The organism is Caldibacillus sp. 210928-DFI.2.18, assembly GCF_020554505.1.
GTDB classification, from domain to species: Bacteria; Bacillota; Bacilli; order Bacillales; family Caldibacillaceae; genus Caldifermentibacillus; species Caldifermentibacillus hisashii.
The window spans coordinates 14,700-39,238 of the sequence record NZ_JAJCHL010000008.1 but is presented as its reverse complement, the minus strand read 5'-3'; the positions used below and the strand labels follow the sequence as shown (position 1 = coordinate 39,238).

Here is a 24,539-nt window from a genome sequence, read left to right as displayed (position 1 = left end):
TCATTTTACGGTTTAATCCGCTCCATATAGTTTTTTATCATGTCTTCTGTTAAGGATTGTTCAATATAATCGACTATTTTACCATCAGGACTAATTAGAAAAGTTGCCGGTAAAGGATAGATACCGTATGCTTTTTGAACTTCACCCGTGTGATCAACGACAATTGGAAATGATAATTGATATTGTTTGGCAAATGTTTCAATCGCTAAATTCGTTTCTCCTGCATTAACAGCGATAATCTCTACCCCTTGGTCCTTATATTGCTGATATTGATTTTCCATGTAGGGCATTTCTGTTTTACACGGCTTACACCAAGTTCCCCAAAAATTTAAAAATACACCTTTGCCACGATAATCAGACAAACGATGTTCATTTCCCTCTAAATCTTTTAACACAAAATCCGGTGCTTCTTCTCCTACAGCTGCCGTTTTTCGTGTATCTTTCGTTAAATTGGCATACAATGTATAAAAAATTGCTGCTAATAGCACCGTTAGGATGATTGTTCTGAGAGCGAGTCTTCGCTTTTTTTTCATATGAAACCCCTCCCATTTTTTATATGATTATACCATTTTTGCAGAATAATATTATCCTATAAATATGAACTTTTTGTGACATGGCTAAAATAAATATTCAAAGACTATTCAACATTTCTGCCGTTTTTTACATTTTTTTGACAGGAAGACATCCTACAGGTTGGCTTCAACTTTCGGATGTCCCAATTTCGCTGGAATATGATTCCTTCATGATTAATAAGACGGTCCGCTTTTCGCTAAGGCAATTAATTGTTTTACTTCATGGGGCGTCAGCGGTCGATATTCCCCGGCTGTTAATCCGTGTAAAGTTAAAAAGGCGAAACTTTCCCGCTTTAATTTCATTACCGGATAGCCAATTTGCTCAAACATTCTTCTGACTTGGCGATTTCTTCCTTCATGAATGGTGATTTCAATGATTGCACTGTTCTTTTTCCGATCCCCGGATAAAAATTTTACTTTTGCCGGACGAGTTAATCCATCTGCCAACCGAACCCCTTTTTGCAGTTTTTTTAAATCTTCCCGGCTCGGTATGCCTTTTACTTTGGCAATATATGTTTTATCAATTTCGTATTTTGGATGTGTCAAAAGATTTGCAAACCCGCCATCATTGGTCAACAGTAATAAACCGGAAGTATCGTAATCAAGTCTGCCAACCGGATAAATTCGTTTATTTATCTCCGGGAAAAAATCGAGTACAGTTTTTCGGTTTTTATCGTCACTAACTGCCGAAATAACCCCTCTAGGTTTATAAAGTAAAAAGTAAACGGGTTCCTCTTGTTCAATTTTAATTCCATTTACTTCAATATAATCTTTTGAACTAACCTTTAAACCCAATTCCGTTACCACTTTCCCATTAACAGTTACTTTCCCTTGTTTTATGAGTTCTTCAGCTTTTCTTCTTGATGCAACACCTGCGTGGGCAATAACTTTTTGTAGTCTTTCCAAATAGTGGACACTCCTTTAATTTATTGTAAACATTTTGGTTTATATGGTAAAAGATAATGCATATCCATTATACCTATATATGTACAAATACGATAATATTATCCTGCCAGAATTATGCCATAAATATAATTGAAAAACAAAGAAAATACAAATGGGGCCATAAATAGAAATAAGACCGGATAATCATGATCCGGTCTCGTTCGCATCTTTTTATTGCATTCCGAAAAAAATAGTAACAACAATTATGCTGGCAATATATCCGATTAAATCTGCCATCAGTCCGATTTTTAAAGCATCGCCCATTTTCTTGATTCCCACGGCACCGAAATAAACGGTTAAAATATAAATAGTCGTATCTGTACTGCCTTGCATAACTGATGCAAGTCTGCCAATAAAAGAATCCGGCCCATAGGTAGCAATTAAGTCACTCGTTACACCGAGAGCAGCATTTCCGGAGATCGGACGCAAAATAGCCAGCGGGATGATTTCCGGCGGGACTCCGATTCGCTCGAGAACCGGACGGAGTAGCCCGACAAAAAATTCCAATGCACCGGAGGCACGAAAAATGGAAATAGCGACCAACATGCCGACTAAAAAAGGAATGATGGAAATCGCTATTTTAATCCCTTCTTTGCCGCCTTCAACAAATGTTTCATATGTTGGCACTTTTTTCCATGTGCCGTGTATTAAAATAAAGCCAATCAAGATTGGTATCATCCATAATGAGATCGTGGAAATGATTGCCATTATTTCACCCGATTTCTCTTTTTTCGATTATACATAAACCGGTCAATAAAAATTGCACAAACTGTTGCGAAAACAGATGCAATAATAGTGGGAAGAACAATTTCTGCCGGTGATGTGGAGTCATAATTCATTCGAATCGATAATACGGTTGTCGGAATAATTGTAATACTTGCCGTATTAATGACTAAAAAGGTAATCATGGAACGGGATGCCTCGCTTTTCCCGCCATTCAATTCTTTTAACTCCTCCATTGCTTTAATTCCCAGTGGAGTTGCGGCATTCCCCAGTCCGAACATATTCGCTATCATATTTGATAAAATATAGCCCATGACCGGGTGATCATCCGGTATATCAGGAAAAATTTTTTTAATGATTGGGCGAAAAACATTAGCGAGCTTGTCTAGTAATCCGGACGCTTGGGCAATGCGCATCAAACCGAGCCAAAATACAAGAATACTAATAAAACCAATACATAATGTTACTGCCTCCCCGGCCCCTTGAAAAATCGCTTTATTCACTTCATCCATGGTCCCGTTAAACATGGCAAAAACAATGCCAATGACAATCATCAACACCCAAATTAAGTTAATCATAATTTTACTCCTACCACAGAACTGAACAATTGTTTAAAAGAGTCAAAGAAAGACGGCGCTTGTTTGTTTTCATGTTCATAATAAATTGGCATGGTATGAATGAGTTCATCATGAAAATAAATTTCGGTTTTCCCAATGACTTCCGGAATTTTATCTGTATTCTTTTTCCATTCTTTTTTCGGTTTTATAAGACGGTAATGAACTTTAAACGACTCCTTTTCGTCCTCGTTAATCGGATAGACATATTCATGTGCGATATATGCATGTTTTTTATAGATTTTTTTTGTTATCTTATCAATCGTTCCATCCGGTACAATGACTTGATAACCATAATGATCAAATACATATTCAAACATTTGAATGTGCTCGGTCCAATCCGTTTGCGATGGAGTATTTAATGTGACAGCGATCAGATCCATTCCATTTTTTGAAGCAGTGGATACTAATGTTCTATGTGCTTTTTTTGTATACCCGGTTTTCCCGCCTGTCGAATATTTGTACAATTCAGTTAATAACCGATTTTTATTTGTCCATTTTCGCTTCCATTCACTATCCGGGTTCGGTGCGTAGTGGACTTTTGTACCGGATATTTTTCGAAATTCTTCATTTTCCATGGCATATTTTGTTAAAATAGCCATATCATAGGCACTTGAATAATGGTCTTGATCTTCTAGACCATGAGGATTGGCAAAATGCGTGTTCTCCATTCCGATTTGGGCCGCTTTTTCATTCATCATAAAAACAAATCCGTCCACACTTCCCCCCACATGTTCAGCAATTGCAACTGCAGCATCATTCCCGGAACGCAACATTAAGCCATAAACGAGGTCTCTTAATTTGATTTTTTCACCCGGTTTTAAGTAGACGGAGGATCCTTCCGCTCTTGTCGCTTTTTTACTGACAGTTACTGTTTCTCCCATTTTATTAGATTCAATTGCCAGAATAGCCGTCATGATTTTTGTAATACTGGCGATTTTCCTTTTTTCATGCGCATTCTTTTCAAAAAAGACGCGACCTGTTTTCTGGTCCATCACAATCGCACTATATGAACTGACATTTATTTCATTCGCATACGTATGTATAGGAGGAGTTACATTTACGATCAACGTGATGAAAATTACCAAAATCAGGAACCGTCTGCAGCGTACCCACATACTTGTCCATCGACTCCTTTTACGTTTTGTACAAGTTTATGGCCGAATGGTACAAGTTATGATAAAAAGTTAAAAAATGGGCAAATGCTACTTTTTCTTTAAAATATAAAAGGCCGGAGCTCTTATGAGTTCGTCCGGCCATTCACTGTTTTTAATCTTTACTCAATTTTTCAAAAAACAAATCCGCTTCCTCCTGTGTTATATCGTTTTCTTCCGTCTCAGGGAGCGGTGGAAGTTCCTTCAAGTCTTTTAAACCGAAATAATCTAAAAACTCCTTTGTCGTTCCATAGAGAATGGCTCTGCCCGTTCCTTCCGCACGTCCCACTTCTTGAATTAACCCTTTTGCCACTAATGTTTGAATAGGCCTTTCTGTTTTTACACCACGAATTTCCTCGATTTCTGCACGGGTAATTGGCTGTTTATAGGCGATAATTGTTAACGTCTCCAGTGCCGCTTGGGATAAGGTGGAAGCGTTTGGAACTTCCACTAATCGCTTTAAGTAAATGGCATATTCCTTCTTAGTTGCCAATTGATATGTACCGGCAATTTGGATAAGTGATATCCCACGATTTTCATTATGATCATAGTCATTTTTTAATAACCGGATCATCTCTTCAACTTCAAATTCCGGAAGTTCCATTACTTTGGCAATTTGTTTCAAAGTTAATCCTTCGTCACCCGCTGCAAACAATAGACTTTCCAGGATTCCAAGCCAATTTTCACTGCTCAACATCGTCACCTTCTTCATACATTGCCTTTTGTAGTCAACCAAATATCGGCAAAATTATCGCGCTGCTCGATTAAAATCTGATTCCGTTTCATCAATTCGAGAATGGCCAAAAAGGTTGTCACAATATAATTTTTATCCGGGTAAGGAAACAGGTCATTAAAATTTACCCAACTAACTGAGTGCTCTAACACCTGGTAAACTTCTTCCATTCGTTTCTCAATGGAGATCTCTTCACGAGTAATTTTGGTGTGGAGCGGTTTCTGCAATCTTCGTCTGCGCATTAATTTATGGAAGGCACCCAACATATCATAGACAGTCACCGCTTTTTCGCCAGCGGTAACCGGAATCCCGGAAGAATACTCCGAGAGATCACTGGGCGGTTTCGTATAAATTAACAATCGGTCTGCCTCTTTTTCTTTTAATTTAGCCGAGGCCTCTTTATATTTTCGATATTCAATAAGTCTTAAAACCAGTTCATCCCTTGGGTCCTCACCAAAACCTTCTTCATATGGCATGTCTTCATCGATGGAGTCATTATATTTTGGCAGTAACATTTGACTTTTTATCGCCAATAATGTAGCCGCCATGACCAAGTACTCACTGGCAACATCGAGTTCCAATTCCTGCATGGTATGAATATATAACAAATATTGTTCAGTGATTTCCTGCATCGGGATATCATATATATCGACTTCCATCGTTTTGATTAAATGCAAAAGCAGGTCGAGAGGGCCCTCAAATACAGCCGTTTTAAAATTCATCAACATCATCGTATTACCCCAATAGTTTTTTTTCAATTTTATTGGCAACATAAAAGGGCTGTCCAAAAACCTGTGAGAATTCATGTCACTATCACCATTTGTGAGTTGGGACAGTTATTGGTTGGACAGCCCTAAATACTATTATTGATCACAATGTTCAAAAAAGCCGGCCAATTCTTCGTTAGGGACGATTTCCTTATCCGGAAACATGTCTTTTAAGGCCTTAACCATCCCCTTGCCAATTCCTTGACCACGATGGGAAGGGTTAACGGAGAGATGTTGTACTTCCATAATCTGATTTTCTCTCTCTAAAACTCCAATAATGGCAACAAAGTCATCATCTAACTTCCATAGAAATAAATGCCATTTGTCATTTGTTTCATACTCTTTAATGGTTTGTTGTAATTTCTTCAAATCTTTTTCCGTGGGCATAAATGATAATAAGCCCATTGCAATTTTTTCAAATGCTTTTTTATATCGAATTAACATTTTGATCCCTCATTATATTAAACTATTCCATTGTTATTTTTTCCATAATGAGATTAAGTTATACAGCGACAATAAAATTGCAATTGCAGATACAGTCGGTTCAGGCAGTTTGAATATAAACGATTGATTTAGTAAAACTTTCGTCAGTAGGGGTTTTCCCCGCTAATGGTAGTTGAACCAATCAGGCGCACTTGCGGTCACTGGGCTTCCACCTTTAGGAGGAGCCTTAGGGCCGGTTAATGCCGGAAAAACTCATCAATCCCTCCTATACGAATACCAAGTTTAGTATACGCGGTATTATTTTACAACATTTTAAGCTATTTTTCTATTATCTCTTTTCAAGTGCCTTTCCACGACAAAAGGAAAATCATTTAACATATTGATAAAAATTACAACAGGCTTCTCTATTTTTTTACGACTTCATATAAGGGGCGATCAAGCTTTATTAAGTCTTGATAGCTTTCTCTTTCAACAACAAGTGTTGCCTGCCCGTTTTCGACAAATACAACAGCAGGTCGCGGCAGCCGATTATAATTGCTTGCCATCGAATACCCGTAAGCACCGGTACAAAAAACAGCTAAAATATCTCCCGGTTGTGTTTTTGCCAAAGGGATATTCCAGATCAACATATCACCTGATTCACAGGCTTTACCGGCAATGGAAACAACTTCTTTATCAGAATGGATTGCTTTATTGGCAACAAGGGCTTCATATTTTGCCTGATATAAAGCCGGACGAATATTGTCGCTCATCCCACCGTCGACAGCTACATATTTTCTTACACCAATGACCTCTTTTGTAGAACCAATTGAATATAATGTCGTTCCTGCATCGCCAACTAATGATCTTCCCGGCTCAATCCATACTTCGGGTAAAGTAATATGATTTTCAGCAGCCTGCTTTTTAACTTCTGTCAGTATTGCAGAAACGTAATCTTCCGGTTCAAGCGGTGCATCCGTTTCAGTATAGCGAATGCCAAATCCCCCGCCGACATTCACTACAGTCGGTTCATACTGAAATTCTTCTTTCCATTGTGTAATATGAGTAAATAATTTGTCAATAGCTAATAAGAAACCGGTTGTTTCGAATATTTGTGATCCGATATGGCAATGAATGCCCAAAACGCTAAAAGAGGAGGACAATGCTTTATCCAACGCTTGTTTTGCTTGACCGCTATTTAAATCAAATCCGAATTTTGAATCTTCCTGACCGGTTAAAATATAATCATGTGTATGAGCTTCAATACCCGGTGTGACCCGAAGCAAAATATTCACTTTTACATTTTTTTCCCGACAAAGCTGATCAAGGATATCCAATTCATAAAAATTATCAACAACAAAACAGCCGACCCGATAATCTAATGCCATCTCAATTTCTGCCGGGCTTTTATTATTCCCGTGAAAATGAATTTTTTCCGGAGGGAAACCGGCCATCATTGCTGTATATAATTCTCCACCGGATACAACATCCAGTGCAAGTCCTTCTTCATTTATCACTTGTAAAATTGCTAAAGACGAAAAAGCTTTACTTGCATAAGCTACTTGGCCCGGCATACCAGCTTTTTGAAAAGCACCGACAAAGCTTCTCGCCCGCTTCCGAATCAATTCTACATCATATACATAAAGCGGTGTTCCAAATTGGTTTGCCAACTCCACTGTGTCACAACCACCAATTTCCAAATGACCGTACTGATTCACACACATTGTCCCGTGTAACATTCCAACTCACCTCAGCTACATTATTAACTCACATTGATCCGAACTGAATCTAATCTATAATAGGAAAACTTTATCATATTCGTATTTGCATTGCAATGGATACTGTTTCATCTCAAAACATATTTTTCCGATAAATAGAAAACAGCCGTATCTATTATGACGGCTGCTTTACCCGATTTCTCGGATGGACGATACTCGGTCTGATTTTCGACCCGGGTGTGGACCTTCTTAATAAAATTTGCATGAATGCTTTCGGTTGAAACGGGATAAACGGCCATAAGTACGGGGTATTTAATGAACGAATTTGTGCTAAATATAAGATAAAAAAGGTTGTTCCTATCACAAATCCCGGTACTTTAAAAATAGCAACCAAAATTAAAATAACTAATCTGGCAATTTTATTGGCCACACTTAATTCATAACTTGGTGTAGCAAATGTGCCAATTGCAGAAACGGCAACGTATAAAATCACTTCGGTAATAAATAATCCGACGTCCACGGCAATTTCCCCAATTAAAACAGCGGCGATAATGCCCATTGCTGTGGATAATGGTGTCGGCGTGTGAATGGCTGCCAACCTAAGAAATTCAATCCCCAAATCACAAATAAACAACTGCAAAATGACGGGAACATGTGATTTTTTATTTGGTCCAATATAATTAATAGTTTCAGGTAGTAAATCCGGTTGGATAACAAAAAGTAACCAAAGAGGCAAAAGAAATAAAGATGCAAAAATACCGATAAATCGCGTCCAGCGTATAAAGGTGCCGACTGCAGCGGATTGACGATATTCTTCGGCATGTTGGACATGATGGAAATAGGTTGTTGGCGTGATTATAACACTTGGTGAAGTATCTGCAATAATCAAAACGTGCCCCTCTAATAAGTGGGTTGCTGCAACATCCGCCCGTTCTGTGTAGCGGACAAGCGGAAAAGGATTATACCCTTGTTTGACTAAAAATTCTTCAATCGCTTTATCTGCCATTGTTAAACCGTCAATTTTAATCTGTTCAATTTCTTTTTTAATGGTTTTGACTAAACCCGGGTTCGTTACATCTTTCAAATAGACGATGGCGATATCGGTTTTCGATCGTTCCCCTACCTTAATCAGTTCCGTCCTCAGCCGTTCATCGCGAATTCGCCTTCTAATTAATGCCGTATTCATAATAATATTTTCTACAAAACCATCTCTTGAGCCGCGAACAACCTTCTCGGTATCCGGTTCTTCCGGTTGTCTTCCGGGATAATCACGAGTATCAACAATAAATGCTTCGGGAAAACCTTCTACCAGAATGGCAATTAACCCTGAAAGCACTTGGTCAACAACTTCATCTAATGTTGTCACTTTTTCTACGGAATTATTATTAATCCGATTATCAACTAAGTCTCCTAATTGTTCAGAAGTGATATCCTGACGATTGTCATTCAAGTGAACCAACTCTTGCAGCGTTCGCAAAATCAATAAAGTATCCGTTAAGCCGTTTACATAATAAAGATGAATTTCTTTATCTAAAACCTTGAATTTCCTTAATCCTAAATCAAAACTGGTCCCTAAACCGACGTTATCTTTCATATACTGTTCAACTTCGGCTAATGATTTCGGAATCGGCTTCTTATTTTGTTTATCCGCCATATTTCCAACACCTTTCTTAGATGTATACAATCGGTTTTGATAAAATTTTGTTACCGGGCTCGCTATGATTATAAATTGACAAAGTAGAGCCAATGAAACAGCGAACCCAGTATTTTCCCAAGCACAAGCGCAGCCAGTAAGTATAGTAACCGATCGTCTAAATGAATTCGTTTAAAAATTAACGGTAAAACATTTATAGCCTCATAAAGAGCTGCCGCCAACATACCGACAAAGACACCATGAAAAAGCCCGATAATCATTACGAAAAACATTGGCAATTCGAGATAAATCTTTTGTAAACCAAAAACGGTTCCAACCAAAACACCTAACGTCACAGCCCATTCATAGAATAAAATCATTTTCATTGATTTCGTTAACTGCATTAATCTCGGAATAATGCCTAAAACAGTGATAAATGCGACAAACCCTGCCCCTACCGCAAAGCCGCAAGCAAGTCCGACTCCGATCACAAAGATAATTTTAATGGCCATTACTCATCCATTCTTTTAATGCTTTCTTTATTTTCATTCATAATGACATATTGATCGAGACTTTGCTGGTAGTTAAACATTTCTACTTCCAGTGGACTAGGCTCATCATTAATCCGCTTTTTAAAAAAATGGTTAAAAAATAAAGTCATCCCTAACCCTAAACCGATCGAATAAGGAATTTGAATGGTTAAAGGTTTTTGATCTTCTATGCCCGTTAATAAGTGAAATAACTTTTGGTGTACTGTTTGCATGCTTACATCTTCATGGAAATTCATGATTGAAACGGCGGATCCGATAAATAATAACAACCAAACAATTACAAATATCGGAATCGACATTTTTACCTTCTTCAAAATGACTTCAACAATCGTTTGTTGAGGACCCACGAGCTGTATATCAGTATCGTTTAATTGTTCTGTAATTACTTGAATTACTTTCATTCCGTCGATGATAATAATATTATTATCTTCTTTCTTCACTTGATGAACGATTAAATTTCCCAATGTATTCATCACAGTTTTGGGTGCAGTGATCAATGCAATATCTTTCAAATAAACGGTCGCACCGGTTTTTACTTGAACCCGGTGACGGAGACGGATATAGATTGTTGTATCCAATTCCATCACTTCCATTTCGATTTTCTCGTACGTTTAGTATTCGTCAAGTGAGAACATTTCATGAAAACCAAAAAAAACCAAATGGATCAAACATCCATTTGGTTCTTTATTTGCTTCAATATTTTCTTTTCCAATCTCGACACTTGCACTTGAGAAATTCCTAATCGGCCGGCAACTTCCGCCTGTGTTTGATCATTATAATACCGCAAAAAGACGATAAGTTTCTCCCGATCATCCAAACCTTCAATGGCCTCTTTTAATGCGATTTTATCAAACCATTTTCCTTCTTCTTGATCCGAGATTTGATCGAGGAGCGTGATCGGGTCTCCGTCGTTTTCATAGACGATTTCATGTATGGATGTCGGAGCCATGACAGCTTCTTGGGCCAATAATATTTCATCTACCGGAATTTCAAGATAGTCGCTTACTTCATAAATAGTCGGGGCACGTCCCAACTCTTTAGCCAGATCATCTTTCGCCCGGCGGATTTTATTACCGACTTCCTTCAAGGATCGACTCACTTTAATTGTGCCATCGTCCCTAATGAAACGTTGGATTTCTCCAATAATCATCGGAACAGCATAGGTTGAAAATTTCACATCATAAGATAAATCAAATTTATCTATCGACTTTAACAAACCGATACATCCTATTTGGAAAAGATCATCAGGATCATAGCCCCGGTTGAGAAACCGTTGCACAACCGACCAGACGAGACGCATATTCCGTTCAACGATCTCATTCCTTGCTTCTTGATCTCCCGCCTGACTTTTCTTAATTAGTTCCTTGATTTCTCCATCCTTTGTAAAAGATTGATCGGAATCTTTTTTAACCTCCACATCCATTGGCACTACCCCTTAATTGAACACTGCTTTTGCATTGGACAATTTTTTTTTCAAACGGACAACCGTTCCGTGATTTGGATCGGATTCAATTGTCATTTCATCAACAAAATTTTCCATAATGGTAAATCCCATACCGGAACGTTCTAATTCCGGTTTTGTTGTAAACAATGGTTGTTTTGCTTCCTCAATATTCGAAATACCAATACCTTCGTCACGGATTTCAAGTTCTACCGTGTCACCATCGAGCCAGGCGGAAATATAAACATAACCTTCCCCTTTATTTTCATAGCCATGGATAATGGCATTCGTGACCGCTTCCGAGACGGCCGTTTTAATTTCCGTCAATTCATCCATGGTCGGATCCAGTTGAGCAACAAATGCTGAAACGGTTACCCGTGCAAACGATTCGTTTCGACTTATGGCACGGAACTTTAAGTGCATTTCATTATTCATATTAGGCTACCCCCAATCTATGTAAAGCTTGTTCTTCTGACGGATCAATGCGGATAATTTTATATAATCCGGACATATCCAACAGTCTTTCGATTGAAGGGGGAACAGAACAAATAATCATTTCACCATTTGCCTGTTTCATTTGTTTGTATCTGCCCAATATGACACCAAGTCCCGAGCTATCCATAAATGATAGGTTTTCAAGATTTAAAATTAAATGTCGAACTTGTTTTTCTTCTATGGCTTGAGAAACTTGTTCACGAACTTGATCAGCCGTATGATGGTCCAGTTCGCCGCTTAATCTCACTACTAAAATATACTTCTCTTTCCATTCAAAATGTACTTGCAGACTCACTATACATGCCTCCTTCTTTCGTATAGTGAGTCAATTCGATATGGATCAATGAAATTCCTTCTTGTTGACAAAACTAGTAAAAATTCGAGTTTTTCTCGTATTTTTATACAAATTTCTCCAATGCCGCTATAGCTGTTATTGCAGTTTTGTAAACATACTGAATGAACGTTTGTACAAAGTCCACCAGCTTGCCGGCTTCACATTCTCAGCAGCGATAGCAGAATTTTCAGAAAGGACTTTGCCGTTTTTTATCAAAACAATTTTACCGATTTCATCCCCTTTTTTAATAGGTGCTTGAATATGTTTATTTAACTTCAAGCTCGTTTTCACATCATCCATCTTTTCACCTTTTTTGGTTAGTAGGGAAATACTTTCACCGGCAGCTATTTTTATGTTTCGCTGCTGACCTTTTTCAACTGTAACTTTACCCAATTCATCGCCCTTTGCATAAAACTGCTTCGTTTCATATTGACTAAATGCATAATCGAACATTTCGGTAATCAGTTTATTTCTCTCTTTAGATGTCGGTGCTCCGAAAACAACAGCAATCACACGCATATCGCCTTTTTTAGCGGTAGCTGTTAAGCAATATTTCGCTTCTTTGGTGAAACCGGTTTTTAGGCCGTCAACCCCGGGATAAAATTTCACTAACCGATTGGTATTGACAAGCCAAAATTTTTTATCCGTACCTTCACGTAAATAGGATTCATATTGACTTGTATAATTTGTAATTTTTTCATGTTTTAATAATTCTTTGGCTAAAATGGCCATATCTCTCGCACTGCTGTAATGATTTTTCGCAGGCAGACCGGTGGCATTTTGAAATTTCGTGTCTTTTAAGCCCAGTTCTTTCGCCTTTTGATTCATCATTTTTACAAATTGCTTTTCTGAACCAGCGATTCTCTCAGCCATCGCAACCGAAGCATCGTTAGCGGAACCGATGGAAATTGCCCGGAGTAGCTCATCGACTGTCATTTCTTCACCTTCTTCAAGGAATACTTGTGAGCCCCCCATAGATGCTGCATATTCACTGGTTCTGACTTTCTCGTTCCATTGAATTTTCCCATCTTCCAATGCTTCCATAATTAAAAGCATCGTCATGATTTTTGTCATACTTGCAGGTGACAGTCTTTCATCGCTATTTTTTTCAAATAATACCGTTCCTGTATCTCTCTCAATAAGAATGGCCGATTTTGCGTTCTCCGCTAAATCTACTTTTACTTCTGAAGCAAAACTTGGAGTGGGAATAATAGTTGCGGATATAATTAGGGCAGTGATTATCATAACTATTGACCGTTTCATGACTTTCCCTCACTTTTAGTTATAAATACGAATCTTTTTCCCATTATTTCCAAGTTAAGGGATTTTATACAAATTTTTCTAAAAAGAAACACGAAATTGTCTTAGTTTTAAAGTTGCCGGAAGGATATACTTTCGCATATAAAGAAAACTCGGCGATTGCCGAGTTTTCTTTAAACTTTATTTTGATATGATTTCATGAATTAAAGGCGGTGGTGATATTTTGGAATGAGAGATTTTGATGCTATGATATAAAAGATTTTTTACTTCCTCGATATTTTCCGAATTCGAGTAGATTGTTAAGATTGATTCACCTTGTTCAATTGGGTCACCAACTTTTTTATTTAGAACAATTCCGACGGCTAAATCAATCTTGGATTCTTTTGTTTCTCGTCCTGCCCCTAATTGCATGGCAGCAAGTCCGATTTTATCCGCCATCATTTTTTCAATCCAGCCGGACGCCTTTGCCGGTAGTTCTATTTTATATTTTGCTTGCGGCAGTTTTTCCGGATCATCAATACATGTTGCATCCCCGCCTTGAGAAGTAATAAATGATTTCATCTTCTCTAATGCTTTTCCTGATTGAATAGCAGAGATAAGCATTTGCCTTGCTTCATCAACGGATTCCGCTTTTTTAGCTAAATAGACCATTTGACTGCCCAAAGTTAAACAGAGCTCTGTCAAATCTTGGGGCCCTGTTCCTTTTAACGTCGCAATTGCCTCTTTCACTTCCAGCGCATTCCCGATTGCAAAGCCGAGCGGTTGATCCATATCTGAAATAACAGCCATCGTTTTTCTGCCGACACTGTTACCAATCTCAACCATCGTCTCAGCAAGCTCTTTTGCATCTGCGACATTTTTCATAAACGCACCGGAGCCAACTTTTACATCCAGTACGATACAATCCGCTCCGGCTGCAATTTTTTTACTCATTATCGAGCTGGCAATTAATGGAATACTATTGACGGTCCCCGTTACATCCCGCAGTGCATACAGTTTTTTATCTGCCGGTGTTAAATTTCCGCTTTGACCAACTACTGCAATTTTTTGCTCGTTAACAAGTTGAATAAATTCATCCTTCGTTAGCTCTACATGAAATCCCGGAAACGATTCCAGTTTATCAATGGTTCCGCCGGTATGACCGAGACCGCGACCGCTCATTTTCGCAACCGGCACACCGACGGAAGCGACAAGCGGCCCTAATACTAAAGTTGTTGTATCTCCTACACCGCCGGTAGAATGTTTATCTACTTTGATTCCTTCAATTTTTGACAGATCGACTTGATCACCTGAATGGACCATTGCCATTGTTAAATCTTTTCGTTCACGATGATTCATCCCTTGAAAATAAATAGCCATTAATAAAGCGCTCGCTTGATAATCGGGAATTGTTCCGTCTGTGTAGCCTTTAATGAAAAACTGAATCTCTTCCGTTGTCAGTTCATAACCATCCCGCTTTTTTTCAATAATATCAATCATTCTCATCAATTTTCACCGTCCTAGCATCTTTTTTCAGCTAATAGGAAAGTATAAATTTTTCGATTTCTACTTTCCTAACGCATAAGTGCACAAGGAATGCTTCGTGGGAATACATCGCAGCCGAAAAAATTTTATATTTTTTCGGTGACTAGAAAGACTTCGGTAGCATTACCTCGCAAGCGAAAATGTTTTTTCGCTGAACTACGGCTCTTTGGTTGCCTAAAGGCTCGGACGCCCGAGTTTTCTTTAAACTTACTAATAAAAAATCTAAGCTTGAATTTCTTTAAGAAAACTTTTTCCATACTCGGGTGCTTTTACTGAAAAGTTTTCGGCAATCGAAGCACCAATATCAGCAAATGTTTCCCGGACCGGTAAAGCTTTGCCTCCGTTCATTCGCGGTGAGTAAATTAATAATGGTACATATTCACGAGTATGGTCGGTCCCCGGGTGGATTGGGTCATTTCCATGATCCGCTGTTATAATTAAAAGGTCGTCATCCGTTAATTTTTCCAATACTTCCGGTAACCGAGCATCGTATTCTTCCAATGCTTTTCCGTAACCAAGCGGATCTCTGCGATGACCATAGAGCGCATCAAAATCGACTAAATTCAAGAAGCTAAGACCGGTAAAGTCCATTTCAAGGGAATCGAGTAATTTATCCATTCCGTCCATATTCGATTTTGTCCGGATGGCTTTTGTTACACCTTCTCCGGCATAAATATCCGAAATCTTTCCAAGAGCGATTACATCAAAGCCGCTGTCCTTCAATTCATTCATGACTGTCCGTCCAAACGGTTTTAATGCATAGTCGTGTCGGTTCGCTGTCCGTGTGAAATTTCCCGGTGTTCCGATAAATGGCCGGGCAATGATTCGTCCCACTTTATACTCATCAGACAAAGTGAGTTCGCGACAAATTTCACATATTTGATAAAGTTCATCTAAAGGAACAATTTCCTCATGAGCGGCGATTTGGAGTACCGGGTCTGCAGAAGTATATACAATCAATGCTCCTGTTTCCATATGTTCCTTTCCTAATTCTTTTATAATTTCGGTACCGCTTGCCGGCTTATTCCCAATGACTTTTCTTCCCGTTCGTTTTTCTATCTCATCAATTAATTCTTTAGGGAATCCATTTGGAAAAACTTTAAATGGTGTTTGAATGTTAAGGCCCATAATTTCCCAATGGCCTGTCATCGTGTCTTTTCCACGTGAAGCCTCTTTCATTTTTGTATAAAAACCTAATGGATTTTCTTGTTTGGGAACTCCTTTAATTTCCCGTATATTACTTAAACCGAGTTTGGCCATATTCGGCATATTTAACCCGTTCATCTTTTCAGCAATATGTCCTAATGTATCCGCACCTTTATCTCCAAATTGCTCGGCATCCGGTGCTTCCCCAATCCCGACAGAATCCATGACAATAAGAAATATGCGTTTGTAGTTTTTTTCCATTTCGTTTCCTCCTTATTTGACAATGCATTATTTATTCAGAAGGTAGTATATGTATTTTTAAACACTACTAATTATTATAGAACATTTTTACCGACATTAATATAATTCTCATAAAAAATAAGGCGCCACATAAAAAGCATTTGAATATTAGCTTAGCCAAAAAAAGGCGCTACCTTATAACACCATTGCTCAGTCGTCCCTCAAAAAATAAGCAGCCTTCTTATCGAAATTTTGCTTGATATTAATATCATCTTCAAAAAAAATAAGCCGCCTCCTTTAGCAGCTTTTCACGTTTTACATCACTTATGCACGGGGATGAAATTGGTTATATACATCCTTTAACCTGGTTTTTGTTACATGTGTGTAGATTTGTGTTGTAGATATATCGGAATGACCTAATAACTCTTGAACAGAGCGTAAATCCGCACCATTTTCTAATAAATGAGTAGCAAAAGAATGTCGTAACGTATGAGGTGTCAATTCCTTTTCAATACCGGCTTTAACCGCTATTTGTTTTAAAATTTTCCAAAATCCTTGTCTCGATAAACGTTGACCATGGTGATTCATAAAAAGCGAATCCGTTTTATTCTTTTGATTAATTAACTTTGGTCTTGCTTTTTCTAAATATTCCTTTAAAGCCTCTGTTGCCATTTTCCCAATTGGAATAATCCGTTCCTTATTCCCTTTTCCGAGACAGCGAACAAAGCCGAGTGACAAATGGACATCGTTTATATTTAAGTTGACTAATTCACTGACGCGCATACCGGTTGCATACATTAGTTCCAACATTGCTTTATCTCGTAAGCCAAGTGTCGTTGTCAAATCCGGTGTATTTAAAAGCGTGTCAACCTCATCGGTATTCAGTACTTTCGGCAACTTTAATTCGGGATGAGGTGTCTCAATATGCACTGTCGGATCATGATCAACGATTTTATCAAGAATCAGAAAATGATGGAATGACCGGATTGAAGCAATATGTCTGGCAATTGTTCGTGCCGATTTTCCCTCGTCTTTTAAACAGCTTAAAAACTGCATAATATGTACCCGTGTCACATGATTTATATCGGTTATTTGTAATTTTGTTTCTATAAAAATAAGATAGGCTGATATATCCCGTCGGTAAGATTGAATGGTATTTTCTGCTAATCCTTTCTCAACGATTAGATAATGCAAAAAATCCTTTAAATAGTCTTTCACATACATTACTCCCCACTCAAATAAAACATAATCAATCTGTCATACCATGAATGATTGCTTTCAATACCATCGGAAGCCACTTTTACCGCTTTTCCCTCCGGCTCTTCGTATCGTTGGTGATTTTGATACTCCTCGTTTATCCACATAATAGCATAATAAAATAAAATCGTACATCCCGTGAATAAAATAAACACTTTTAATGTTTGAAAAAATAATTTAACATATTTCATCGTTCCTCGCACCTTTATCTCCAATGTTTGTCCACTAGTACAACTTATGCCAGGAATGATGAATTTTATACACAAAAATTAATGGCAGTATGATTTTCGTCGCCAGGTTGGTTTCTTATACGAAAAAGAAAGAAAAAAACAATGAGTACATTCCCATTGTTCGACTTTATAAATATAAATTAACTTTTCCCCTTTTTTTGGCAATTTTTACATAAACCGTGAAAGGTGAGACGATGATCTTTTACAATAAAATTCCACTTTTCCTCTACAATCGCTTCAACATCATCAAGTAAATCTTCCTGTATCTCTTCTACTGAACCACATTCAATACATACAAGATGATGATGGAAATGGGCTGCCCCTTCTTTTCGTAAATCATAACGGGAAACGCCATCGCCGAAATTAATCTTATCAACTACCTTTAATTCCGTTAATAATTCTAACGTACGATAAACTGTCGCAAGTCCGATCTCAGGTGACTTTTCTTTAACGAGGAGGTAAACGTCTTCTGCACTTAAGTGATCCTCTTCATTTTCCAGCAATACCCGGACAGTTGCTTCTCTTTGTGGAGTTAATTTATAGCTTGATGTGTGCAACATCTTTTTTATTTTCTCAAGGCGATTTTCCATACATATTGCCCCTCCCTCGCCAATGTATACTCATTATATCAAAAGATGAGAGAGTTGCAAACTAAAATAATTATAAATTGTAATTTATAATCATTATTAATTGATAATCAATTGATGACACCTGTTTCACTAAAAACATATTACAGGGATAATAGGCTTCTCATTAAATACGGCGTAAAATAACCCTCTACAAAAGCAGCCAAACCTAAAAGGAGAATTGCTGCGCCAAAGAACATGCAGTATTTGACTAACATTGGGGCAATCGGCTGGTAAATGGATTTTACAAATAATTTTTTTATTAATTGTAAAGCAAACGAAACGGAAATAACCGCAACAACGATAAATACCGGGATAATAATTAAATTTTGCGGCAATACGGAAACAAATGATAACAAAAATCCTTTCCAACCCATTTGCTGGACAAAAAATCCGATTGTAAAACCGATCACCATGCCTTTAAGAAATAACAGCAAAAGAATAATCGGCAGACCAATCATCGTAATACCTAAGATCCACATCAGCCCGACATATTTGCTGTTATAGCTTAATGAATGTAAAAAAATTTCTTTTGGTGCTAAAACTTCTCCTGATTTCAGCTGGGAGAAAAATTCATTGATAAAGTAAAATAAATCATCTTTTTGAGTCGTGCTCAAACTATTAACAACAATTGCACCAAAAATAACGCCCATAATGAGTAACACGGTATGAAAAATATAAAACGAGGAATATTGTTCAATATGATTTGTTATAAAATTGGACCGCCACCGCTTCTTCATTCTTCTTCCTCCTTCAAAACACTTACTAGATTGTATGAAGGAGGCAAAGGAAGTATTCAAAATTTGATAGAGTATTTTTTTCAAGTAAAATGGTGGAATATTATGAAGACCGTAACGCGGCGATGTTCAAATATTTCAGCCGCATATTAAACGACAACTCCGGGTTCGTTAACAAATAATTTTTTCGAAACTCGGCTATTAACGGTTGAAAAAGAAGTCCTTACTCCTCCTCTTTTATTTTCCCGTAACGACCTCCGCCACCGGCATGTAAAGACAATGTTCCTTCTCTGGCTTTTAATATCAATTGAGCCGTTTTTTCCGGAAGTATTTCTCGTAATTCTTCTAAAGTTGCATCGTGAATGATTACCATTTCGGTACCAAATTTCTTCAGCAATTTTTTTAACGTTTTGGGACCAATCCCGGGTAAAAACTCCAATGGTACTTGATGTATGTACGGCGGCCGGTCGGGATAGCTCTCTGCATCAGATAATTCTTTAATCCGATCGGCCACCCCCTTTGTTACATTCTTGGAGCCGCAACTCGGGCACTGATCGATGCCGGGTTTTACCGGGGTCAGACATTTGGCGCAAGTTGTCTCATGATATTTTCCTAAGAGCGGATCCAGACCGTAATTTGCTAATATTTTTCGTCCGTCTCTAGCAGTTAATGCCTTCTCAAACTCAGAAAAACTCGGATGATCCAATAACAAGGCTTGATACTCCCTTGCGATTTTCGGCAAGGAATGTGCATCGGAATTCGTCACATATGAATAACGATGCAATTGACTTAAGTGATCGGCCATTTCCGTATCACTGCTTAATCCCAGTTCAATCGCATCGATAAGCTCAGGGTCAAATACTTGATCCAGTCGTTGTTTTACACCCTTGCCAAATAAACTTTTAAACGGTGTAAAAACATGTGCGGGAATGAACAAGCCGCCAAGTTCTTTTACTTTTTTTTGCAATTCCCGGCCCTGTGTATAAACCCGCTGTGAACTGAGATGGATATTTTTTAATTGTGTCGTTAACCAACTTGAGAAATCTTTCAATTTTTCTATACTTGGCAAAAAACAGAGCACATGGATCGGGCCATCACATGACAGATCATAGATTTCCAACTCACTGCCGGGAATTAACGTCGTTTTCCCTTGAAATAGCAGACCACCGTCTTCCATCGGTTGCAAATCCCCGATTTCAATGAGAGCTTCCATTTCTTCTATCACTTCGGGGGAGTGGCAGTCAATAACGCCGACCATATCAATTCCCTTTAAATTTTTTGCCACATATAAAATATTCGATAATGTTAAAGTTTTAGACCCGGTAATTTTGACGGCACGACCGGTTTCCGTCCTTCCGATATGAATATGCATATCAGCAAAATAACGCTTCATTCTTATCTCTCCATTGTTTTTATAAGTTGCCAATACTGAACGGCATAAATCGATTTCGCATCATAAATTTTTTGTTCCTTGATTAATTGCTGCACTTCTTCATAAGATACTTCAAGCAGGTTGACAAATTCATCATCATCTAAGTGAAGATGACTATTTTTTTTCAATCCTTTTGCCAGGAAAATATGCAGCAGTTCATCGCTGAAACCTGGTGATGTATAAAATGACGTGACATGTTCAATTTGCTCACATGTGTAGCCGGTTTCTTCTCCCAATTCTCTCTTGGCACACTCGATCGGATCTTCACCTTTTTCCAATTTCCCGGCAGGAATCTCGATAAGTGAACGTTCTAAAGGTTTCCGAAATTGCTCAACCATTATCATTTTATCTTCATCTGTAATGGCGATGACAGCTACCGCCCCCGGGTGTTCGACGATTTCCCTTGTACTTGTATTCCCATTCGGCAATTTCACTTCATCGACATGCAGGGAAATAATTTTCCCTTCAAATATCGTTTCCCGTTTTATCGTTTTTTCTTCATATGTATTCATCTTTTTTCCTCCAGTTCTTTTCAAACAGTATCTTTCATATAGTTTAGCATAGTTTTATTTCTGTGGAAGAAAAATAAACAGACAAAACTAAGAGGTGGTGCAGATGAAAAGAGTAGTTTTATCAGGAAAAATATGGGAAGTTCGTAATTTGCTAAAAGTATATGGTAAAAGATACACATATGTTACTGAATGGATTGACGGAATGGAAAGCAATGGGGAACGCCGGGATTCGGAAGTAACTTATGCGACCATTTATCCGTTTCCAAAAAAACCGATGATGGAAGGTGAAAGAATATAAGATGAACCTTCCATCCGTGGGGGTTTTCTTATCCCCGGATCGTTAGTTGAACCAATCGGATACATACGGGCAGTTCATCCCTACCTTTCTTTTTTGAAAAATTAATAAGGTGGGATAAGGTGAAACTTCCATTTCTTTTTTCACTTTTATTTGTCCTTCCGGTGGTAAAACTCTTTGGCTGTTCTTTTTTTCTCAATCATATTAAAATGGAAAAAAAGAATAGAAAGGTTGATGGGATTGGAAAAATGTTTACTAGGTAAATCTGATTTGGCTGTTTCAAGAATTGCACTTGGCTGCATGTCTTTAGGTACAGATCAGAGAAAAGCTCAAGAGATTATTCAAACTGCACTTGATGCCGGCATTAATTATTTTGATACGGCAGATTTATATGATTACGGGGTGAATGAACAAATTGTCGGAAAAGCACTTGCACCGGTTCGTGATCAAGTAATTATTGCGACAAAAGTTGGTAATCGGTGGCATGATGACAAAAACGGCTGGTATTGGGATGCGTCGAAAACATACATAAAAGAGGCAGTAAAACAAAGTTTACAGAGACTTGGCACCGATTATATCGATTTGTACCAATTACATGGTGGGACAATGGAAGACCGAATCGACGAAACGATTGAGGCCTTTGAAGAATTAGTAGAAGAAGGAATTATCCGTTATTACGGTATTTCTTCCATCCGGCCAACCGTGATTAAAGCGTACGCTGAACGTTCGAATATTGTCTCTTGTATGATGCAATACAGCATATTGGACCGGCGTCCGGAAGAAGAGGCATTCCCGTTATTGGAAAAGCACGGCATAAGTGTTGTAGCCCGCGGACCATTGGCACGAGGTCTGTTAAGCGATGCACTTCTTAATAAAGCTTCCGAATCAGTAAAACAAAACGGGTATGTAAATTATCGTTACCAAGAATTAAAAGAGTTGCTCCCTCTATTGAAAGAGAAATTGACGACTGGACGGGGAATGACTGCGGCAAGCTTACAATTTGTGTTAGCTCAACCGGTTGTTGCAGCCTGTGTCGTCGGGGCGAGCTCTGTCGGGCAATTGGTAGAAAACGTACGAGCTCTCGAACAACCGGCTTTGACCGAGGAAGAACTACACTTTATTAGAAAACTTACCAAATCGAACGGCTATGAACAGCATCGGTTAAGTGAGAAAACTCGGTGAGTGCCGAGTTTTCTTATTAGAAGTTCTTTATTTAAACTTTCGCCAGTCAAGATCACTTTCTTTTAGCAATTCCTCAAAGGATTTATTTTTCTCGCGTTTTTTTCTTTCTTCCCGTATTTTCTGTTCTGCTTCTGCTTTTTGTTTTTGCTCTTGTTCCTCTAACTCTTTCTTTGTTTCTTTCAATTTTTTCAGCAAGTCTTCACCAAGCGCATCTTTTAAGGTCAGTGCTTTATCTTCTTGTTGTTTCTTTTTCATCGTTTGGAACTCCCCCTGCAATTTATTTTCATTCGAACCTATTTTTTCTGTAAATTATTTACTTTGATTTTACCAAAAAATTGTCACGTTGAATAAATTTTTTGGGTTTTCCTTAAAATACGGATGAGTCTTTTTCGGAAAGGAGAATTTTGATGAGTAAGAAAAAGGATAAAGGATACAGCCAAAAAGGAAAGCCCAATGCAGATACCGTAAAACAGCAAATGGCAGCTGAAGATTTAGAAAACGCCATTCACCCGACAAAACGGCAAAATACACCGCAATAATGTCTTTTACGGAGACCATCAGGCAGATTCTTTTCCGGTCTCCGTTATTATTTTCGCAAAACCATCACCAAGTCCCCCCATAATCGTCACTCATAATTCGCATAATTGAATTGAAAAATCACTTAATTTTCACTGAAAATTCCTTTTAAAATTAAAAAATGAGGCTTAAAATAGAGGAGATAATATTTTTGCCAATGAAATTGACATACGCAACTTTAAGGCGATGATGTTTACTTTCCATGGAGGGGTTAGTGTGAAAAAAAGACATATTTTTGGCCTCAGCGCCATACTAGGAACAACGGTTGCTTCTGTAGGGACCTACTTTTCGGAACGGGTACTACATATTAAGAAAAAAGACGAGCAAGCGATTATTGACCGGGATACGAAACTAAAACATATTGATCCGGACAAATTTTCATCTTTACCGAAACAGGAAGTGAGCATTTCTTCCCCGAATGGTTATGAAATTAGTGCAATGGTGATTCGGCCGTATGATTCAAAGCGATTCATCATTTTCAGCCACGGGGTTACGGAAAGCAAAATGAGTTCTCTCAAATATGCGAATCTTTTTCTGAACAGGGGATTTAATGCTGTGATTTATGATCAACGACGGCATGGAAAAACCGGTGGAGACACGACCAGTTACGGATACTATGAAAAATTCGATTTACAAGCAGTGGTCGATTGGCTTTTTATTGAGGAAGGGGAAGACCTTCTTTTAGGAATTCACGGAGAATCGATGGGTGCCGCAACTACCTTACTGTATGCCGGGGAACTGAACGGTCGGGCGCATTTTTATATTGTTGACTGTCCATTCTCTGATTTAGAGGAACTCCTCGCCTATCAAACAAAATGTGAATTTAAGTACATGCCTTCAAAATTGATTCTTCCTATTGGAAATATGTTTGTCAAGGTTCGCGGTGGATTTTCACTGAATGATGTTTCACCGATTGCTGTCGTTAATCGTATTAAACAGCCGGTCCTTTTTATTCATAGTGAAAAAGACGACTATATTTTGCCGTATATGACGAAGGATTTATATGAGCAGAAAAAAGGAGAGAAAATGTTGTTTATGGCGAAAAACGGCGGTCATGCCCAGTCGCTCAATGAAAACCGGGAAGACTATGAAAAAGCAATCGACCAGTTTTTAGAGAAATATGTAAATTTGTAGTCTATAAAGAAAAGCACCTAACTTTTTAAATACGTTACGTGCTTTTACCAAACTTTTCTATTTTTTTATATGCTTTCACTTGTTTTTTATATTAAAAAACGGAGAAGGTGGGATTCGAACCCACGCGACGGTCACCCGCCCTAACGCATTTCGAGTGCGTCCCCTTATAACCACTTGGGTACTTCTCCAAATAATTAACAACATATGATATTATATAGGAAAATCACTTGCTTGTCACTATTTTTCAAAAAAAATTTTGCCAGCCGTTGTCAAAAAATAAAACAA

The 24,539-nt window shown here is 38.1% G+C and carries 29 protein-coding genes and 1 tRNA gene; 4 read left to right on the top strand and 26 right to left on the bottom strand.

The window, feature by feature from the left end; translation table 11 throughout:
* Positions 1 to 5 precede the first annotated feature (5 nt).
* The 24 genes from resA to LIZ98_RS03395 form a co-directional block, all read right to left on the bottom strand.
* Positions 6 to 533 carry a thiol-disulfide oxidoreductase ResA gene (gene resA / locus LIZ98_RS03510; protein ID WP_034770729.1) on the bottom strand — a complete coding sequence of 176 codons (528 nt, stop codon included), beginning with the start codon at positions 531 to 533 and terminating at the stop codon, positions 6 to 8.
* 213 nt (positions 534 to 746) lie between these two features.
* Positions 747 to 1,478, bottom strand: a complete 732-nt coding sequence (locus LIZ98_RS03505; protein ID WP_034770731.1) for a pseudouridine synthase — start codon at positions 1,476 to 1,478, stop codon at positions 747 to 749.
* A 210-nt stretch (positions 1,479 to 1,688) separates the two neighbouring features.
* Positions 1,689 to 2,225: a spore maturation protein gene (locus LIZ98_RS03500; RefSeq protein WP_034770733.1), complete on the bottom strand. Its 537-nt coding sequence runs from the start codon at positions 2,223 to 2,225 to the stop codon at positions 1,689 to 1,691.
* A complete protein-coding gene (locus LIZ98_RS03495; protein WP_227138996.1) occupies positions 2,225 to 2,818 on the bottom strand; it encodes a nucleoside recognition domain-containing protein in 594 nt (197 codons plus the stop codon). The genes LIZ98_RS03500 and LIZ98_RS03495 overlap by 1 nt, the downstream gene beginning before the upstream one ends.
* Positions 2,815 to 3,972: a D-alanyl-D-alanine carboxypeptidase family protein gene (locus LIZ98_RS03490; RefSeq protein ID WP_216405813.1), complete on the bottom strand. Its 1,158-nt coding sequence runs from the start codon at positions 3,970 to 3,972 to the stop codon at positions 2,815 to 2,817. The genes LIZ98_RS03495 and LIZ98_RS03490 overlap by 4 nt, the downstream gene beginning before the upstream one ends.
* Before the next feature lie 151 nt (positions 3,973 to 4,123).
* Positions 4,124 to 4,702: an SMC-Scp complex subunit ScpB gene (gene scpB / locus LIZ98_RS03485; RefSeq protein WP_095141215.1), complete on the bottom strand. Its 579-nt coding sequence runs from the start codon at positions 4,700 to 4,702 to the stop codon at positions 4,124 to 4,126.
* A 14-nt stretch (positions 4,703 to 4,716) separates the two neighbouring features.
* A complete protein-coding gene (locus LIZ98_RS03480; protein ID WP_034770833.1) occupies positions 4,717 to 5,472 on the bottom strand; it encodes a segregation/condensation protein A in 756 nt (251 codons plus the stop codon).
* A 132-nt stretch (positions 5,473 to 5,604) separates the two neighbouring features.
* On the bottom strand, positions 5,605 to 5,952 hold the full coding sequence (locus LIZ98_RS03475) for a GNAT family N-acetyltransferase (protein ID WP_034770742.1): 348 nt from the start codon (positions 5,950 to 5,952) through the stop codon (positions 5,605 to 5,607).
* Positions 5,953 to 6,356: 404 nt separating this feature from the next.
* Positions 6,357 to 7,670, bottom strand: coding sequence for a diaminopimelate decarboxylase (lysA, locus tag LIZ98_RS03470; protein ID WP_216405811.1), 1,314 nt, complete (start codon positions 7,668 to 7,670; stop codon positions 6,357 to 6,359).
* 154 nt (positions 7,671 to 7,824) lie between these two features.
* The gene (locus LIZ98_RS03465; protein ID WP_227138997.1) at positions 7,825 to 9,303 is read right to left on the bottom strand and encodes a spore germination protein; all 1,479 of its coding nucleotides are present in this window, start codon (positions 9,301 to 9,303) and stop codon (positions 7,825 to 7,827) included.
* Positions 9,304 to 9,371: 68 nt separating this feature from the next.
* Positions 9,372 to 9,794 carry a stage V sporulation protein AB gene (locus LIZ98_RS03460; protein WP_034770751.1) on the bottom strand — a complete coding sequence of 141 codons (423 nt, stop codon included), beginning with the start codon at positions 9,792 to 9,794 and terminating at the stop codon, positions 9,372 to 9,374.
* Entirely contained in the window at positions 9,794 to 10,411 is a 618-nt protein-coding gene (locus LIZ98_RS03455; RefSeq protein WP_034770834.1) for a stage V sporulation protein AA, read from the bottom strand. The genes LIZ98_RS03460 and LIZ98_RS03455 overlap by 1 nt, the downstream gene beginning before the upstream one ends.
* A gap of 86 nt (positions 10,412 to 10,497) precedes the next feature.
* On the bottom strand, positions 10,498 to 11,256 hold the full coding sequence (gene sigF / locus LIZ98_RS03450; RefSeq protein ID WP_227138998.1) for an RNA polymerase sporulation sigma factor SigF: 759 nt from the start codon (positions 11,254 to 11,256) through the stop codon (positions 10,498 to 10,500).
* A gap of 12 nt (positions 11,257 to 11,268) precedes the next feature.
* Positions 11,269 to 11,709 (bottom strand): anti-sigma F factor, encoded by a 441-nt coding sequence (gene spoIIAB / locus LIZ98_RS03445; RefSeq protein WP_041846339.1) that lies wholly within the window; start codon positions 11,707 to 11,709, stop codon positions 11,269 to 11,271.
* 1 nt (position 11,710) lies between these two features.
* The gene (spoIIAA, locus tag LIZ98_RS03440) at positions 11,711 to 12,064 is read right to left on the bottom strand and encodes an anti-sigma F factor antagonist (protein ID WP_034770760.1); all 354 of its coding nucleotides are present in this window, start codon (positions 12,062 to 12,064) and stop codon (positions 11,711 to 11,713) included.
* 135 nt (positions 12,065 to 12,199) lie between these two features.
* Entirely contained in the window at positions 12,200 to 13,366 is a 1,167-nt protein-coding gene (locus LIZ98_RS03435; RefSeq protein ID WP_227138999.1) for a D-alanyl-D-alanine carboxypeptidase family protein, read from the bottom strand.
* 177 nt (positions 13,367 to 13,543) lie between these two features.
* The gene (locus LIZ98_RS03430; protein WP_227139015.1) at positions 13,544 to 14,848 is read right to left on the bottom strand and encodes a pyrimidine-nucleoside phosphorylase; all 1,305 of its coding nucleotides are present in this window, start codon (positions 14,846 to 14,848) and stop codon (positions 13,544 to 13,546) included.
* A 261-nt stretch (positions 14,849 to 15,109) separates the two neighbouring features.
* Entirely contained in the window at positions 15,110 to 16,294 is a 1,185-nt protein-coding gene (deoB, locus tag LIZ98_RS03425; protein ID WP_034770765.1) for a phosphopentomutase, read from the bottom strand.
* A gap of 303 nt (positions 16,295 to 16,597) precedes the next feature.
* Positions 16,598 to 17,491: a site-specific tyrosine recombinase XerD gene (gene xerD, locus LIZ98_RS03420; protein ID WP_227139000.1), complete on the bottom strand. Its 894-nt coding sequence runs from the start codon at positions 17,489 to 17,491 to the stop codon at positions 16,598 to 16,600.
* Between the two features lie 5 nt (positions 17,492 to 17,496).
* Positions 17,497 to 17,721 (bottom strand): YqzK family protein, encoded by a 225-nt coding sequence (locus tag LIZ98_RS03415; protein WP_216405801.1) that lies wholly within the window; start codon positions 17,719 to 17,721, stop codon positions 17,497 to 17,499.
* 179 nt (positions 17,722 to 17,900) lie between these two features.
* Positions 17,901 to 18,350 carry a ferric iron uptake transcriptional regulator gene (fur, locus tag LIZ98_RS03410; RefSeq protein ID WP_216405799.1) on the bottom strand — a complete coding sequence of 150 codons (450 nt, stop codon included), beginning with the start codon at positions 18,348 to 18,350 and terminating at the stop codon, positions 17,901 to 17,903.
* Between the two features lie 140 nt (positions 18,351 to 18,490).
* Positions 18,491 to 19,126 (bottom strand): stage II sporulation protein M, encoded by a 636-nt coding sequence (gene spoIIM / locus LIZ98_RS03405; RefSeq protein WP_095141201.1) that lies wholly within the window; start codon positions 19,124 to 19,126, stop codon positions 18,491 to 18,493.
* A gap of 220 nt (positions 19,127 to 19,346) precedes the next feature.
* Complete coding sequence (locus tag LIZ98_RS03400) at positions 19,347 to 20,516, bottom strand: endonuclease Q family protein (protein ID WP_034770778.1); 1,170 nt, start codon at positions 20,514 to 20,516, stop codon at positions 19,347 to 19,349.
* Between the two features lie 2 nt (positions 20,517 to 20,518).
* Positions 20,519 to 21,067: an NUDIX hydrolase gene (locus tag LIZ98_RS03395; protein ID WP_041846332.1), complete on the bottom strand. Its 549-nt coding sequence runs from the start codon at positions 21,065 to 21,067 to the stop codon at positions 20,519 to 20,521.
* A gap of 103 nt (positions 21,068 to 21,170) precedes the next feature.
* Between LIZ98_RS03395 and mciZ the strand changes: the two genes are divergently transcribed.
* On the top strand, positions 21,171 to 21,365 hold the full coding sequence (gene mciZ, locus LIZ98_RS18180) for a Z-ring formation inhibitor MciZ (protein WP_041847775.1): 195 nt from the start codon (positions 21,171 to 21,173) through the stop codon (positions 21,363 to 21,365).
* A 237-nt stretch (positions 21,366 to 21,602) separates the two neighbouring features.
* Positions 21,603 to 22,544 (top strand): aldo/keto reductase, encoded by a 942-nt coding sequence (locus tag LIZ98_RS03385; protein WP_227139016.1) that lies wholly within the window; start codon positions 21,603 to 21,605, stop codon positions 22,542 to 22,544.
* 27 nt (positions 22,545 to 22,571) lie between these two features.
* On the opposite strand, the gene LIZ98_RS03380 is transcribed toward LIZ98_RS03385, so the two are convergent.
* On the bottom strand, positions 22,572 to 22,799 hold the full coding sequence (locus LIZ98_RS03380; protein ID WP_227139001.1) for a YqkE family protein: 228 nt from the start codon (positions 22,797 to 22,799) through the stop codon (positions 22,572 to 22,574).
* 152 nt (positions 22,800 to 22,951) lie between these two features.
* Here LIZ98_RS03380 and LIZ98_RS17915 point away from each other — a divergent pair, with 152 nt between their 5' ends.
* Together LIZ98_RS17915 and LIZ98_RS03375 are read left to right on the top strand one after the other, a co-directional pair.
* A complete protein-coding gene (locus LIZ98_RS17915) occupies positions 22,952 to 23,083 on the top strand; it encodes a hypothetical protein (RefSeq protein ID WP_255601993.1) in 132 nt (43 codons plus the stop codon).
* A gap of 253 nt (positions 23,084 to 23,336) precedes the next feature.
* Positions 23,337 to 24,254 carry an alpha/beta hydrolase gene (locus tag LIZ98_RS03375; RefSeq protein ID WP_227139002.1) on the top strand — a complete coding sequence of 306 codons (918 nt, stop codon included), beginning with the start codon at positions 23,337 to 23,339 and terminating at the stop codon, positions 24,252 to 24,254.
* 99 nt (positions 24,255 to 24,353) lie between these two features.
* On the opposite strand, the gene LIZ98_RS03370 is transcribed toward LIZ98_RS03375, so the two are convergent.
* A tRNA-Ser gene (locus LIZ98_RS03370) sits at positions 24,354 to 24,442 on the bottom strand.
* Positions 24,443 to 24,539 lie beyond the last annotated feature (97 nt).

Excerpts from the sequence above, each read along its gene's own strand:
- resA (WP_034770729.1), bottom strand. The coding sequence starts at position 533 with ATGAAAAAAAAGCGAAGACTCGCTCTCAGAACAATCATCCTAACGGTG.
- LIZ98_RS03500 (WP_034770733.1), bottom strand. The coding sequence starts at position 2,225 with ATGGCAATCATTTCCACGATCTCATTATGGATGATACCAATCTTGATT.
- LIZ98_RS03495 (WP_227138996.1), bottom strand. The coding sequence starts at position 2,818 with ATGATTAACTTAATTTGGGTGTTGATGATTGTCATTGGCATTGTTTTT.
- LIZ98_RS03490 (WP_216405813.1), bottom strand. The coding sequence starts at position 3,972 with ATGTGGGTACGCTGCAGACGGTTCCTGATTTTGGTAATTTTCATCACG.
- LIZ98_RS03480 (WP_034770833.1), bottom strand. The coding sequence starts at position 5,472 with ATGATGTTGATGAATTTTAAAACGGCTGTATTTGAGGGCCCTCTCGAC.
- LIZ98_RS03475 (WP_034770742.1), bottom strand. The coding sequence starts at position 5,952 with ATGTTAATTCGATATAAAAAAGCATTTGAAAAAATTGCAATGGGCTTA.
- lysA (WP_216405811.1), bottom strand. The coding sequence starts at position 7,670 with ATGTTACACGGGACAATGTGTGTGAATCAGTACGGTCATTTGGAAATT.
- LIZ98_RS03465 (WP_227138997.1), bottom strand. The coding sequence starts at position 9,303 with ATGGCGGATAAACAAAATAAGAAGCCGATTCCGAAATCATTAGCCGAA.
- LIZ98_RS03460 (WP_034770751.1), bottom strand. The coding sequence starts at position 9,794 with ATGGCCATTAAAATTATCTTTGTGATCGGAGTCGGACTTGCTTGCGGC.
- sigF (WP_227138998.1), bottom strand. The coding sequence starts at position 11,256 with ATGGATGTGGAGGTTAAAAAAGATTCCGATCAATCTTTTACAAAGGAT.
- spoIIAB (WP_041846339.1), bottom strand. The coding sequence starts at position 11,709 with ATGAATAATGAAATGCACTTAAAGTTCCGTGCCATAAGTCGAAACGAA.
- LIZ98_RS03435 (WP_227138999.1), bottom strand. The coding sequence starts at position 13,366 with ATGAAACGGTCAATAGTTATGATAATCACTGCCCTAATTATATCCGCA.
- LIZ98_RS03430 (WP_227139015.1), bottom strand. The coding sequence starts at position 14,848 with ATGAGAATGATTGATATTATTGAAAAAAAGCGGGATGGTTATGAACTG.
- deoB (WP_034770765.1), bottom strand. The coding sequence starts at position 16,294 with ATGGAAAAAAACTACAAACGCATATTTCTTATTGTCATGGATTCTGTC.
- LIZ98_RS03415 (WP_216405801.1), bottom strand. The coding sequence starts at position 17,721 with ATGAAATATGTTAAATTATTTTTTCAAACATTAAAAGTGTTTATTTTA.
- fur (WP_216405799.1), bottom strand. The coding sequence starts at position 18,350 with ATGGAAAATCGCCTTGAGAAAATAAAAAAGATGTTGCACACATCAAGC.
- spoIIM (WP_095141201.1), bottom strand. The coding sequence starts at position 19,126 with ATGAAGAAGCGGTGGCGGTCCAATTTTATAACAAATCATATTGAACAA.
- LIZ98_RS03400 (WP_034770778.1), bottom strand. The coding sequence starts at position 20,516 with ATGAAGCGTTATTTTGCTGATATGCATATTCATATCGGAAGGACGGAA.
- LIZ98_RS03395 (WP_041846332.1), bottom strand. The coding sequence starts at position 21,067 with ATGAATACATATGAAGAAAAAACGATAAAACGGGAAACGATATTTGAA.
- mciZ (WP_041847775.1), top strand. The coding sequence starts at position 21,171 with ATGAAAAGAGTAGTTTTATCAGGAAAAATATGGGAAGTTCGTAATTTG.
- LIZ98_RS03380 (WP_227139001.1), bottom strand. The coding sequence starts at position 22,799 with ATGAAAAAGAAACAACAAGAAGATAAAGCACTGACCTTAAAAGATGCG.
- LIZ98_RS17915 (WP_255601993.1), top strand. The coding sequence starts at position 22,952 with ATGAGTAAGAAAAAGGATAAAGGATACAGCCAAAAAGGAAAGCCCAAT.